The following is a 13,046-nucleotide window of genomic DNA, read 5'->3' as shown; positions in this document are numbered from 1 at the left end:
CGATACGGCTTACGTATCGAGGAAGGAGCGCAACTTACGCGACCGGCTCGGGTGCTTCAACTTGCGCAGCGCCTTGGCTTCGATCTGGCGGATACGTTCGCGGGTCACCGAGAACTGCTGGCCGACTTCTTCCAGTGTATGGTCGGTGTTCATGCCGATGCCGAAGCGCATGCGCAGCACGCGCTCCTCGCGCGGGGTCAGCGTCGCCAGCACGCGCGTGGTGGTCTCGCGCAGGTTCGAGTTGATCGCGGCATCGACCGGGAGTACCGCGTTCTTGTCCTCGATGAAGTCGCCCAGATGCGAATCTTCCTCGTCGCCGATCGGCGTTTCGAGGGAGATCGGCTCCTTGGCGATCTTCAGCACCTTGCGCACCTTCTCCAGCGGCATGCCGAGCTTGGTCGCCAGTTCTTCCGGGGTCGGCTCGCGGCCGATCTCGTGCAGCATCTGGCGGCTGGTGCGCACCAGCTTGTTGATCGTCTCGATCATATGCACCGGGATACGGATGGTGCGGGCCTGGTCGGCGATCGAGCGGGTGATCGCCTGCCGGATCCACCAGGTGGCATAGGTCGAGAACTTGTAACCGCGGCGGTATTCGAACTTGTCCACCGCCTTCATCAGGCCGATGTTGCCTTCCTGGATCAGGTCGAGGAACTGCAGGCCGCGGTTGGTGTATTTCTTGGCGATGGAGATGACGAGGCGCAGGTTGGCCTCCACCATTTCCTTCTTCGCCACGCTGGCCTCGCGCTCGCCTTCGCGCACCTGCTTGTAGATGCGCTTGAATTCCGAGATCGGCAGGCCGAACTCGGTGGCAATCGCGGTGATCTGGTCGCGGACCGGCGTCACTTCCTTGGGGCCGGCCTCGCCGAAGCGCGCCCAGCCCTTGTGGGTCTTCAGCTTGGCGACCTTGCCGAGCCAGTTCGGATCGAGCTCCTGGCCGTCATACTGCTTGAGGAACTCGTCGCGCGGAATCTTGAAGCTCTCGGCCGAGCGCAGCAGCTTGCCTTCCAGCATCATCAGCCGCTTGTTCAGGCCATACATGCTTTCGACCAGGCTTTCGATGCGGCCATTGTTCAGGTGCACCGATTCCATCAGGACAATCATTTCCTGCTTGGACTTGGCATAGGCCTTGTCCTTCTTGGCATCGGCATCGGCATGCACCAGAGCCGCCTGCAGACGCTCTTCCTGCGTCTTCTGCAGCTTCTTGTAATGCTTGGCGATGGCATCGAAGGCTTCCAGCACCTGCGGCTTCAGCTGGGCTTCCATCGCGGCGAGCGACAGGTTGGCCTCGTCTTCCTCGTCGGGCTCTTCGGGCGCCGCCGGCACTTCCGGCTCGTCGCCAGGCGCAGCCTTCTTCTTCTCGGCCTTCACCAGGACGGGGGCAGCAGCAGCGGCAACCGCCGGCTTGGCCGGCTTCGCATCCAGCTTCGGCGCCGGGGCCGTGGCATCCTCGGCCTCGTCGGCTTCCACGCCATCCAGCGCGGCATTGTCGGGGCCGCCGCCGGCGCCGCCGAGCGTGGCTTCCAGATCGACCACGTCGCGCAGCAGGATCTTGCCGTCGACCAGGTCGTCACGCCATTTCACGATCGCCTGGATGGTCAGCGGGCTTTCGCAGATCGCGCCGATCATCTTCTCGCGGCCGGCCTCGATGCGCTTGGCGATGGCGATTTCGCCCTCGCGCGACAGCAGCTCGACCGAACCCATCTCGCGCAGATACATGCGCACCGGATCGTCGGTGCGGTCGACCTCGGCCTTGGCCGGCGCGGTGGCAGCGGCTTCGCCGTCGCCGCCTTCGGCTTCCGCCTCGCCGTCTTCCTTGTCGACCGCAGCGATGCCGCCGTCTTCCTGCTCTTCGCTTTCCACGATGGTGATGCCCATTTCGGACAGCATCGCCATGGTGTCTTCGATCTGCTCGGACGAGACATGCTCGGGCGGCAGCACGGCGTTGATTTCGTCATAGGTGACGTAGCCGCGCTCCTTGGCTTTCGCCAGCATGCGCTTGATGGCAGCCATCGACGCGTCGATCAGCGGCGTGTCGACGGTTTCTTCTTTTTCGGGTGCTTCTGCGGTGTCAGGGGCCGCTGCCTGTTTCGCCATGCCGGTTCCTAACTGTCCTGTCTTGTAAAATGCTCAAGGCCGCCCGGGGTGAGCGGCCTGGTATTCAATCCGTATCCGATACCGAAACCTGGTTGCGCGCCGAACCGACCTCTGCCTGTAAGGCCTGGAAGCGCTGCCATGCTTCGGGATTTGTATCGCTGGCCAGATCGGCCTCTGCCGCTGCCAGCTCCTGCTCCAGCTCCGCCAGACGGTACCGCTGCACAGCCTGCCACCACCCTCGCTCAACCTTGTCCGCCGGCGTATCGGCGCGCGCAAAGGGCTCCAGGATCCGGCCGGTCTCGCCAGTCACGAGGTCGAGTGCGGCCCCGAGTCCTCGCTGCCTGAGATGGGCTGCGAAGGCCTCGCCGTCAAGACCCGGATGGCGGGAGGCTTCTTCTAGAATCCGGCTCTTAAGGCTGTCAAGCGGCCCCGGGGGGAAGGTTAGGGCGGCAAAGGCGTCGCCATGGTCCTCCAGCAGCCAGGGATGGGCCAGAACGGCGGCGATTAGGGCCTTCTCGGTGCGGCCCGGCGCGGCATTGACCGGCCCGCCCACGGCCAGGGGCGGCAGGGGCTTGCCGAACTGCCCCTGCGGGCGATTTGGGCGGTTATTGGGGGTCCAGGTCCGGGTCGGGGCGAAAAGCGTGCGCAGGCGGGCCCGGAAATGGTCGCGATAGTGGTTCTGGACTGCCGGGTTCTTGATCTGGCGGGCGACCTCGTAGAGGGCGGCTTCCAGGGCGGCGCGACGCTCCGGGGTGTCCAGCGGCCTTACTTCAGTTTCTTTTCGCCACAGGATATCGGCCAGCGGCAGGGCGGCGGCCAGCACTCCGTCCATGGCGGCACGGCCCTGGCTTTTGATCAGATCGTCCGGGTCCTGGCCGCCGGGCAGGATGGCAAAGCGGAAGGAGTGGCCGGGTTCCAGCAGGGGCAGGGCGCGGTCGGCCGCCCGCATGGCGGCGCGGATGCCGGCATTGTCGCCATCGAAGCACAGGATCGGCTCGGCCGAGAGCCGCCAAAGCAGGGCGATCTGCTCCTCGGTCAGAGCGGTGCCCAGCGGGGCCACGGCATGGTCGATGCCGGCCTGGGCGAGGGCGATGACATCCATATAGCCTTCCACCACCACCACCGTGCCGCTGTCGCGGGCGGCCTCGCGGGCCATGGCATGGTTGTAGAGGTTGCGGCCCTTGTGGAAGAGCGGCGTCTCCGGCGAGTTGAGATACTTCGCCGGTGCATCCGGATCGAGCGCGCGGCCGCCAAAGGCGATGATGCGGCCGCGACGGTCGCCGATCGGGAACATGACGCGGTGGCGGAAACGGTCGTAGCTGGCGCCGCCGTCTTCAGGCTTGATCAAAAGCCCGCTCTCGATCAGCAGGTCTTCCGGCAGCTTGCGGGCCAGCATGGCCTCTTTCAGGGCGGTGCGGCTCTGCGGCGCATAGCCCATGCGGAAGCGTTCGACGGTTTCGGGTTTCAGGCCGCGCTTCTGGATATAGCTGCGCGCCTCATTGCCCACGGCGCCTTTCATCTGCGCCTGGTACCAGCTTGCGGCTTCCTCCAGCGCCTTGCCCAGCGTGGCGACCTGTTCGGCCTTCTCGCGATCCTCGGGCCGCATGCGCGGCACCTCGAGGCCGGCTTCCTGGGCCAGCAGCTCGACGGCTTCGGGGAAGGCCATGCCGCTGCTGCGCATGGTGAAGCCGATCACGTCGCCATGGGCGCCGCAGCCGAAGCAGTGGAAAAAGCCCTTGTCGTCGTTGACGGTGAAGGAGGGCGACTTTTCGTTATGGAAGGGGCACAGGCCGCTGAATTCGCGACCACGCTTGATCAGGCGCACCGAGCGGCCGACCACGCCCGACAGTGGCAGCCGGTTGCGCAGTTCTTCCAGAAACGAATCGGGGAAGGCCATGGCTCTTCCTAAATCGCTGTTTCAGCCGCGACTCGGACCGACTCGGGATGGGTCAGCTGAGTTGAGCCTTCAGGATAGCCGCTGCCTTGCCGAAGTCCATCTGACCGGCGTATTTCGCCTTCAGAATCGCGACGGCCTTGCCCATGTCCTTGATGCTGGCGGCGCCCGACTCGGCGATGGCGGCCTTGGCGGCAGCCTCGACGTCCGAGTCGGAGAGCTGCTGGGGCAGGTAGCCCTCGATGATGGCGATTTCTTCCTTTTCCTGGGCGGCCAGTTCGGCCCGGCCGCCGGCCTCGAAGGCGGTGGCGGATTCACGGCGCTGCTTCACCATATTCTGCAGCAGGGACAGGATGGCGCCATCGTCGATGCCGGTGCGCTCTTCCGCCGAGGTGCGGGCGGCAATGTCCTTGTCCTTGATGGCAGCCAGAACCATGCGGATGGTGGCCAGACGCCGGGCGTCCTTCGCCTTCATGGCATCCTTCATCGCCTGGTTGAGCGTGTCACGCAGCATCGCAGTCCTCTTGCGGTATACGGAATCGGGGTGTTTTCGGAAGGCGCGCAGCATAGCCCAGACGGCGATACAGCGCAAAAGGAATAAGTATATGATTTTTCTTTGTTTTTAACCTCTGAGGCAGGCTTGACGATGGCCGCGGTTTTGATATGGTCCGGCCTCGGTTGAAGCGGCGCCCGCCGCCGCCGCAATCATCGTTGAACAGCTGTGCCGTACCGCCGGATGCCATCGCCTCCGGTGGTTTTTTGCGGCCTGACGTCTGCCTTGCCGAGAGTATGGAGCCCATCATGGCCGAGACACCGAAATACGCCGCCGCACCCGGACCGGGTTATACGGGCGTGGTGGTGCTGGCCGATGGCAGCGTCTACTGGGGCCACGGCACCGGCGTCGAGGGCGACGCGGTGGGCGAGGTCTGCTTCAACACCTCGATGACCGGCTACCAGGAAATCCTCACCGATCCCTCCTATGCCGGCCAGATCATCACCTTCACCTTCCCGCATATCGGCAATGTCGGCACGAATGCTGAAGACATTGAGACGCAGGGCATTGCGGCCCGCGGCCTGATCCTGCGCGCGCCGATCACCGGCCCGTCCAACTTCCGCAACAACAGCCAGCTGACCGACTGGCTGAAGCTGCGCGGCCTGATCGGCGTGTCCGGCATCGATACCCGCGCCATGACCCGGCGCATCCGCGACCAGGGCGCGCCGAACGGCGTGATCGCGCATCGCCGCGACGGCAAGTTCGACCTGGCGGCGCTCCATGCGAAGGCCAAGGGCTGGCCGGGCCTGGAAGGCATGGACCTCGCCGCCGAGGTCACCTGCCGGCAGACCTACAGCTGGGACGAGACGCGCTGGCAGCTCGGCAAGGGCTACGGCAAGCTGACCAACCCGAAATTCCATGTCGTCGCCATCGACTACGGCATCAAGCGCAACATCCTGCGCTGCCTGGCCGATATCGGCGCAAAGGTTACCGTCGTGCCGGGCAACGCCACGGCGGAAGACGTGATGCGTCATAAACCTGACGGCGTTTTCCTGTCGAACGGCCCCGGCGATCCGGCGGCGACCGGTGAATATGCTGTGCCGACGATCAAGGCGCTGGTCGACAGCGGCAAGCCGGTGTTCGGCATCTGCCTCGGTCATCAGATGCTGGCGCTCGCGCTCGGCGGCAAGACCGGCAAAATGGATCGCGGACATCGCGGCGCCAATCATCCGGTCAAGGACCTGGAGACCGGCAAGGTGGAGATCACCAGCCAGAATCACGGCTTCTGCGTGATTGAAGAAACCCTGCCGCAGAACGTGGTGCGCACCCATGTGTCGCTGTTCGACGGTTCCAATGAAGGCATCAAGCTGACCGACAAGCCGGTCTTCTCGGTGCAGCATCACCCTGAGGCCTCGCCCGGTCCGCAGGACAGCCATTATCTGTTCAAACGCTTTGCAGAGTTGATGGAGCAGCAGCGCGGTTAATCCCGCGCGCGCTTCGCTCCCAGGTGAATCATGCCCAAACGTACTGACATCAAAAGCATCCTGATCATCGGCGCCGGTCCCATCGTGATCGGCCAGGCCTGCGAGTTCGACTATTCCGGCACGCAGGCTTGCAAGGCGCTGCGCGAGGAAGGCTATCGCGTCATCCTGATCAACTCGAACCCGGCCACGATCATGACCGATCCGGGTCTGGCGGATGCCACCTATATCGAACCGATCACACCCGAGATCGTCGCCAAGGTGATCGAGAAAGAGCGGCCCGACGCGCTGCTGCCCACCATGGGCGGCCAGACTGCGCTGAATACCGCGATGAAGCTGGACGAGATGGGCGTGCTCAAGCAGTTCGGCGTCAAGATGATCGGCGCCACGCGCGAAGCCATCGAGATGGCCGAGGACCGCGAGCAGTTCCGCCAGGCGATGAACCGCCTGAAACTCGACATGCCGCGGTCTGGCACCGCGCATACGCTGGACGAAGCGCGCGCCCTGCTGCCCACTGTGGGCCTGCCGGCGGTCATCCGCCCGTCGTTTACGCTGGCCGGCACCGGCGGCGGCATCGCCTATACGCATGAGGAATTCGACGAGATCGTCACCCGCGGCCTCGATGCCTCGCCCACCACCGAAGTGCTGATCGATGAGTCGGTGCTCGGCTGGAAGGAATACGAGATGGAGGTTGTCCGCGACCGCAAGGACAACTGCATCATCATCTGCTCGATCGAGAATATCGATCCGATGGGCGTGCATACCGGCGACAGCGTCACCGTTGCGCCGGCCCTGACGCTCACCGACAAGGAATACCAGATCATGCGCGACGCCTCGATGGCGGTGCTGCGTGAGATTGGCGTGGAGACCGGCGGTTCGAACGTGCAGTTCGCCGTCAACCCGGCCGACGGCCGCATGGTGGTGATCGAGATGAATCCGCGCGTGTCGCGGTCGTCCGCGCTGGCCTCCAAGGCCACCGGCTTCCCGATTGCCAAGGTCGCCGCCAAGCTGGCGGTCGGCTATACGCTGGACGAACTGATGAACGACATCACCGGCGTGACGCCGGCGTCGTTCGAGCCGACCATCGACTACATCGTCACCAAGATGCCGCGCTTCACCTTCGAGAAGTTCCCCGGCACCGACCGCCTGCTGAACACCTCGATGAAGTCGGTGGGCGAGGCGATGTCGATGGGCCGCAGCTTCCAGGAGAGCCTGCAGAAGGTGCTGCGCTCGATGGAAACCGGCCTGACCGGTCTGAACGAAGTGGCTATCGCCAATGCCGATGATGTGGATGGCAAGGATGCCATCGTTGCAGCATTGGCCAAGCCGACGCCGGATCGCCTGCTGGTGATCGCCCAGGCTTTCCGTCATGGCCTGAGCGTTGCCGAGATTCATGCCGCCTGCAAATACGATCCCTGGTTCCTGGAGCAGATCGAAGAGATCGTGCAGACCGAGGAGCGGGTCCGCAAAGCTGGCCTGCCCAAGGATGCCGATAATCTGCAGGCCCTGAAGCGCATGGGCTTCTCCGATGCCCGTTTGGCCGAGCTGGTGCAGCAGCCGGAAGCCGAGGTTTCGGCGGCCCGCCGCAAGCTCGGTGTCGTGCCGGTGTTCAAGCGCGTCGATACCTGCGCGGCGGAATTCGAAAGCCGCACGCCCTATATGTATTCGACCTATGAATTCGGGCCGAATGCCGAATGCGAGGCGCAGCCGCAGGACCGCAAGAAGGTGATGATCCTGGGCGGCGGTCCAAACCGCATCGGCCAGGGCATCGAGTTCGATTACTGCTGCGTGCATGCGGCCTATGCGCTGAAGGAAGCCGGGTTCGAGACCATCATGGTCAACTGCAACCCGGAAACCGTGTCCACCGATTACGACACCTCGGACCGCCTGTATTTCGAGCCTCTGACCGTGGAAGACGTGCTGGAGATCGTGCGCGTCGAGATGTCGGCGGGCACGCTGCTGGGCGTGATCGTGCAGTTCGGCGGCCAGACGCCGCTGAAGCTCGCGGCCGGCCTGGAAGCGGCAAAAGTGCCGATCCTGGGCACCTCGCCGGATGCCATCGACCTGGCTGAGGACCGCGAACGCTTCCAGCAGCTGCTGCAGCAGCTGAATCTGAAGCAGCCGGTCAATGGTATTGCGCGTTCGGAAGACGAGGCTCGCGCTGTGGTGGCGAAGATCGGCTATCCGGTGGTGATCCGCCCGTCTTATGTGCTGGGTGGCCGCGCCATGGAAATCGTGCGCACCAATGCCCAGCTCGAACGCTACATGACTGAGGCCGTGAAGGTTTCGGGGAATTCGCCGGTGCTGATCGACAGCTACCTGTCGGATGCCATCGAGGTCGATGTCGACTGCCTGGCCGATGCGGAAACGCAGTTCGTTGCCGGCGTGATGGAGCATATCGAAGAAGCCGGAATCCATTCCGGCGACAGCGCCTGCACCCTGCCGCCTTACAGCCTGGCGCCGGATATCATTGCCGAGATCAAGACGCAGACCCAGGCACTCGCCCGGGCCCTGAAGGTCGTCGGCCTGATGAACGTGCAATATGCGGTCAAGGACGGCACGGTTTATATCCTTGAGGTCAATCCGCGCGCCTCGCGCACCGTGCCCTTCGTCGCCAAGGCCATTGGCGTGCCGCTGGCCAAGATCGCCTCGCGCGTCATGGCGGGCGAGAAGCTGGCCAGCTTCAATCTGCACGAGACCAAGGTTGATCATATTGCCGTCAAGGAAGCGGTCTTCCCGTTCGCCCGCTTCCCCGGCGTCGACATCATTCTCGGCCCGGAGATGAAGTCGACCGGCGAAGTGATGGGCATCGACCGCGATTTCGGCACGGCCTTTGCCAAGGCGCAGCTGGCGGCCGGCACCATCCTGCCGCCCAAGGGCAGCGTGTTCATTTCGGTGCGCGATGGCGACAAACCCGCCCTGGTGGATGCGGCGCGGCGCTTGATTTCCATGGGCTTCGAGATCGTCGGCACCACCGGCACGGCCCGCTTCTTCGAGGAGCACGGCATCGCCGTCAGTCGCGTCAACAAGGTGATGGAGGGTCGCCCGCATGTGGTGGATTCCATGAAGAACGGCGCTATCCAGCTGGTCTTCAACACCTCTGAAGGCTCGGCCTCGATCCGCGACAGCTTCGACCTTCGGCGTACGGCGCTGATGAACAAGATTCCGTATTTCACCACCGTGGCCGGCGCCAAGGCCGCGGTGCGGGCAATTGAGGCCCTGCGGTCAGGAAGCCTTGCGGTCGTCCCCCTCCAAGCCTACTTTTAACGGTCAGACAGGAAGGGAATTATGCAGAAGATTCCGATGACCGCGACCGGCTACCAGCGCCTGGAGGCCGAGCTGAAGAATTTGAAATCGGTCGAACGGCCGTCGGTGATCCGCGCGATCTCGGAAGCGCGCGAGCATGGCGACCTGTCCGAAAATGCCGAATATCATGCGGCGAAGGAGCGTCAGGGCTGGATCGAGACGCGCATCCTCGAGGTTGAAGACAAGCTCAGCCGCGCCGAGGTGATCGACGTATCCAAGCTGTCGGGCGACAAGATCAAGTTCGGCGCCACCGTCGTGCTGGCTGACGAGGATACCGACGAAGAAAGCACCTACCAGATCGTTGGCGCCGACGAGGCCGATATCAAGGCCGGCCTGCTGTCGATCACCGCGCCGCTGGCGCGGGCGCTGGTTGGCAAGGCCGCCGGTGAGAATGTCGAGGTCACCACGCCCGGCGGCACCAAGGCCTACGAAATCGTCTCGGTCGGCTTCAAGTAAAACCGGATAGCAGCGAGGGAGCCGATGTCTGATCGCGCCGCTCTCGACAAGCTGTATAACAACCGCGCCGCGGTGCCGACGCATCCGCAGGACCTGGAGCGCTGGGCCACGCGCAGTGCTGAGGCGCGGCAGACGCTGCCCTGCCGCAAGGATATCGCCTACGGGCCGCATCCGCGCGAGACGCTGGACCTTTTCACGCTCCCCCAGGCCGACGGCCCGTTGCTGGTGTTCATCCATGGCGGCTACTGGCAGGCGCTGACCAAGAACGAGAATGCCTATCTCGCCACCGGCTATGTGCCCACCGGCCTGGCCAATGTGGCAGTGGTGAATTATCCGATCGGGCCCGAGGCGGATATGGACCGCATCGTCGCCTCGATCCGCCGCGCCATCCTGTTCCTCTGGCGTGAGGCGGCGCCGCTCGGTTTCGACCGCAACCGCGTCCATGTCAGCGGTCATTCCGCCGGCGGCCATCTGACCGCCATGGCGCTGCTGACCGACTGGGCAAAGCTGGATGGCGCCGCGCCCGCCGATCTGGTGAAAAGCGGGTTTTCGGTTTCCGGCCTGCATGACCTGCGGCCGATCCAGCAGACCTACCTGAACGACAAGCTGGGCATGGATCAGGTGGTGGCGGCGCGCAATTCGCCGCTGCTGCTGCTGCCGGACTTCGGCGGACCATTGCCGCCATTGGTTTGCGCCGTGGGCGGGGCGGAAACGCCGGCTTTCCACCAGCAGCAACACGATTTCGTGACGGCCTGGCAGGCGCTTGGCCGCAGCAAGGTGACTGCGATCACAGCGCCTGACCGGCATCATTTCGATATCATCGACGAACTGGTGCTGCCTGGCCGGGCCTTGCACGACGCAATGGCCGCGCGGCTGCGCTGAGGGGGAAACGATGAGCGGACCAAAACGCCTGCTGCTGGTGGATGACGACACCATCCTGCAGAGTCTGCTGGCAGAACAGCTGGAAACCACGCGCGAATTCTCCACGCTCTGCGTCAACGATGCCGCTGCGGCACTGAAGCTGTTGCCGGGCGAGCATTTCGATCTGGTGCTGCTGGATGTCGGTCTGCCCGATATGGATGGCCGCGACCTGTGCCGCAAGATGCGCGAACAGGGCATGCGCGCACCGATCATTATGCTGACGGCGGCCGATGGCGAGGCCGACACCATCCTGGGTCTGGAATCCGGCGCCAACGACTATGTCATCAAGCCGTTCAAGCTGGGGGTGCTGCTGGCCCGTATCCGGGCGCAGCTGCGCCAGTTCGAGCAGAGCGAGGATGCGGTCTTTTCGATCGGGCCCTACAGCTTCCGGCCCTCCAACAAGATGCTGCTGGATACCGAGAAGGCCGGCAAGAAGGTGCGGCTGACCGAAAAGGAAACCGCGATCCTGAAATACCTGCTGCGCGCCGGCACCAAGCCGGTGCCGCGCGAGACCCTGCTGGCCGAGGTCTGGGGCTACAATGCCGGCGTCTCGACCCATACGCTCGAGACCCATATCTATCGCCTGCGCCAGAAGATCGAGCGCGATCCCGGCGCGGCGCGGCTGCTGATCACCGATCCGGGCGGCTACCGCCTGCAGCCATAGGGCTTATGCGCCGGTAAATCTCGGCGGACGCTTCTCGCCCATGGCCAGGCGGCCCTCGGCAAAATCCCCGGTGCGGAAACTGCCGGCGGCGCGGTCGCGGGCCGCGCGCTCGTCGAACAGGCCATTGATGATCTCGTTCAGGCTTTGCTTCATGCCCCGCACGGCCAGCGGAGCGAGGCTGGACAGTGTGGCGGCCAGCGCCTGCGCCCGGGCCTCCAGTTCATCAGCCTGAACCAGCCAGTCGAGAAACCCGGTGCGCAGCATTTCGGCGGCATCGAAGGTTTCCGTGGCCAGGAACAGGCGCTTGGCCGGGCCGAGCCCCAGCCGGGTGACAGCGCGCTTCAGTCCATGCGGGTGGTACTGGATCCCAAGTTTCGCTGGTGGAATGAAACAGCGGATGTCTTCGCGACCAAGACGGAAATCGCAGGCCAGCGCCAGATCGGTGCCGCCGCCATAGACGCCACCCTGCAGCACGCAGAGCGTGGGAAAGGGCAGCGTTTCCAGGCGGTCGCAGACGCGCTCCAGGGGATTGTCGCGCCAGTCATGGCCGGCCACCGAGCCGAAATCGACGCCGGCGCAAAAGCTCTTCCCCTGGGCGCAGAGCAGCAATGTGCGGATATCGGATCGTCCGGACAGCTCTATTAACGCAGCGTCAAGCGCGTCCAGGTCGGCAATTTCCAAGGCATTGTGCTTTTCCGGGTGGCAAAATGTGACGGTCGCCAAGGAACCTTGGATTTCAGTAATAAACGCTTGAGACATGCGCCCGCCCGCCCTTAATCTTCTCCATGACAGATTTCCGCACAGACCTCGCTGACCGGCAAGGCTCAGTCGGCATAGAAGGCTCTCCATCCCTCGACGCTGACGGGAAAAAGGAGGCCACGGTGGGGGTTGAGGATTTTTACGTTCGCTTCTGGGGCGTGCGCGGCAGTATTGCCGTCGGTTCGCCGGAAGTGATGCGCTATGGGGGCAACACTTCGTCGATCGAGGTGCGATGTGGCTCGCACCTGCTGATCTTCGATACCGGCACCGGCGTGCGCGCGCTGGGTATTGCGCTCAGCGAGCGAAAGCAGCCGATCGATGCCGATATCTTCTTCAGCCATACCCATTACGACCATGTCTGCGGCATGCCGCATTTCTGCCCGGCCTTCGATCCGCGCAATACATTCCGCATCCATGCCGGCCATGTTACCGATACCGGTGGCATCAAGGGCGTGCTGAAGCAGATGATGTGCTCGCCGCTGTTTCCGGTACCGCTAGAAATCTTCCAGGCGAAGATATCCTTCCATGATTTCGCGCAGGGCGCGGTGCTGCAGCCGCATCCGGGCGTGACCGTGCGCACCGGCCCGCTGAGCCATCCCGATCTTGCCACCGGGTATCGTGTCGAATTCCAGGGCAAGTCGATCTGCTACCTGACCGATACCGAGCATCCCGAACAGGGCATGGACGAGAATATCCTGAAGCTGATCGCGGGCGCCGACATCGTCATCTATGACTCGATGTACACCGCCGAGGAGCATAGCTGCCGCAAGGGCTGGGGCCATTCCACCTGGCAGGCCGGCGCCAAGCTTTGCGATGCTGCCGGCGTGAAGACCTTCGTGGTGTTCCATCACGACCCCGATCACGACGACGCCTTCATGGACAAGGTGGCCGCCGACGTGGCTGTCGTGCGCCCCGGATCGGTGGTGGCCCGCGAGGGCCTGGTCCTGCGGCCCTGATGCCGGCCGGCCTGCACTGGCG

Annotated in this window: 10 protein-coding genes; 6 read left to right on the top strand and 4 right to left on the bottom strand. The window is 64.1% G+C overall.

Features of this window, described 5'->3' with window-relative positions; all coding sequences use genetic code 11:
• Positions 1-9: 9 nt before the first annotated feature.
• From rpoD to AC1ROT_RS03030, 3 genes are all read right to left on the bottom strand, one after another.
• On the bottom strand, positions 10-2,094 hold the full coding sequence (gene rpoD / locus AC1ROT_RS03040; protein WP_492997174.1) for an RNA polymerase sigma factor RpoD: 2,085 nt from the start codon (positions 2,092-2,094) through the stop codon (positions 10-12).
• A gap of 64 nt (positions 2,095-2,158) precedes the next feature.
• Complete coding sequence (dnaG, locus tag AC1ROT_RS03035) at positions 2,159-3,991, bottom strand: DNA primase (RefSeq protein WP_492997173.1); 1,833 nt, start codon at positions 3,989-3,991, stop codon at positions 2,159-2,161.
• Between the two features lie 52 nt (positions 3,992-4,043).
• The gene (locus AC1ROT_RS03030; protein ID WP_492970200.1) at positions 4,044-4,502 is read right to left on the bottom strand and encodes a GatB/YqeY domain-containing protein; all 459 of its coding nucleotides are present in this window, start codon (positions 4,500-4,502) and stop codon (positions 4,044-4,046) included.
• A 287-nt stretch (positions 4,503-4,789) separates the two neighbouring features.
• Between AC1ROT_RS03030 and carA the strand changes: the two genes are divergently transcribed.
• Genes carA through AC1ROT_RS03005 form a run of 5 tightly spaced genes read left to right on the top strand, consistent with a single transcriptional unit; the run spans position 4,790 to position 11,309 of the window.
• Positions 4,790-5,965, top strand: a complete 1,176-nt coding sequence (carA, locus tag AC1ROT_RS03025) for a glutamine-hydrolyzing carbamoyl-phosphate synthase small subunit (RefSeq protein WP_492997172.1) — start codon at positions 4,790-4,792, stop codon at positions 5,963-5,965.
• A 30-nt stretch (positions 5,966-5,995) separates the two neighbouring features.
• Positions 5,996-9,229: a carbamoyl-phosphate synthase large subunit gene (gene carB / locus AC1ROT_RS03020; protein ID WP_492997171.1), complete on the top strand. Its 3,234-nt coding sequence runs from the start codon at positions 5,996-5,998 to the stop codon at positions 9,227-9,229.
• A gap of 21 nt (positions 9,230-9,250) precedes the next feature.
• The gene (gene greA / locus AC1ROT_RS03015; protein WP_492970203.1) at positions 9,251-9,724 is read left to right on the top strand and encodes a transcription elongation factor GreA; all 474 of its coding nucleotides are present in this window, start codon (positions 9,251-9,253) and stop codon (positions 9,722-9,724) included.
• Positions 9,725-9,748: 24 nt separating this feature from the next.
• Positions 9,749-10,606 carry an alpha/beta hydrolase gene (locus tag AC1ROT_RS03010; protein WP_492997170.1) on the top strand — a complete coding sequence of 286 codons (858 nt, stop codon included), beginning with the start codon at positions 9,749-9,751 and terminating at the stop codon, positions 10,604-10,606.
• Positions 10,607-10,616: 10 nt separating this feature from the next.
• Entirely contained in the window at positions 10,617-11,309 is a 693-nt protein-coding gene (locus AC1ROT_RS03005; protein ID WP_492997169.1) for a response regulator transcription factor, read from the top strand.
• 3 nt (positions 11,310-11,312) lie between these two features.
• On the opposite strand, the gene AC1ROT_RS03000 is transcribed toward AC1ROT_RS03005, so the two are convergent.
• On the bottom strand, positions 11,313-12,068 hold the full coding sequence (locus AC1ROT_RS03000) for an enoyl-CoA hydratase/isomerase family protein (RefSeq protein ID WP_492997168.1): 756 nt from the start codon (positions 12,066-12,068) through the stop codon (positions 11,313-11,315).
• 122 nt (positions 12,069-12,190) lie between these two features.
• On the opposite strand from AC1ROT_RS03000, the gene AC1ROT_RS02995 reads away from it, so the two are divergent.
• Entirely contained in the window at positions 12,191-13,024 is an 834-nt protein-coding gene (locus AC1ROT_RS02995; protein ID WP_492997167.1) for an MBL fold metallo-hydrolase, read from the top strand.
• Positions 13,025-13,046: the final 22 nt, after the last annotated feature.

Source organism: Ferrovibrio sp. GW821-FHT12E11, assembly GCF_058806975.1.
The sequence above is the reverse complement of the archived record's forward strand: the minus strand, read 5'-3'. Positions and strand labels throughout refer to the sequence as shown.

What these genes read in the sequence shown, in the direction of transcription:
- rpoD (WP_492997174.1), bottom strand. Translation starts at nt 2,094, where the DNA reads ATGGCGAAACAGGCAGCGGCCCCTGACACCGCAGAAGCACCCGAAAAA.
- dnaG (WP_492997173.1), bottom strand. Translation starts at nt 3,991, where the DNA reads ATGGCCTTCCCCGATTCGTTTCTGGAAGAACTGCGCAACCGGCTGCCA.
- AC1ROT_RS03030 (WP_492970200.1), bottom strand. Translation starts at nt 4,502, where the DNA reads ATGCTGCGTGACACGCTCAACCAGGCGATGAAGGATGCCATGAAGGCG.
- carA (WP_492997172.1), top strand. Translation starts at nt 4,790, where the DNA reads ATGGCCGAGACACCGAAATACGCCGCCGCACCCGGACCGGGTTATACG.
- carB (WP_492997171.1), top strand. Translation starts at nt 5,996, where the DNA reads ATGCCCAAACGTACTGACATCAAAAGCATCCTGATCATCGGCGCCGGT.
- greA (WP_492970203.1), top strand. Translation starts at nt 9,251, where the DNA reads ATGCAGAAGATTCCGATGACCGCGACCGGCTACCAGCGCCTGGAGGCC.
- AC1ROT_RS03010 (WP_492997170.1), top strand. Translation starts at nt 9,749, where the DNA reads ATGTCTGATCGCGCCGCTCTCGACAAGCTGTATAACAACCGCGCCGCG.
- AC1ROT_RS03005 (WP_492997169.1), top strand. Translation starts at nt 10,617, where the DNA reads ATGAGCGGACCAAAACGCCTGCTGCTGGTGGATGACGACACCATCCTG.
- AC1ROT_RS03000 (WP_492997168.1), bottom strand. Translation starts at nt 12,068, where the DNA reads ATGTCTCAAGCGTTTATTACTGAAATCCAAGGTTCCTTGGCGACCGTC.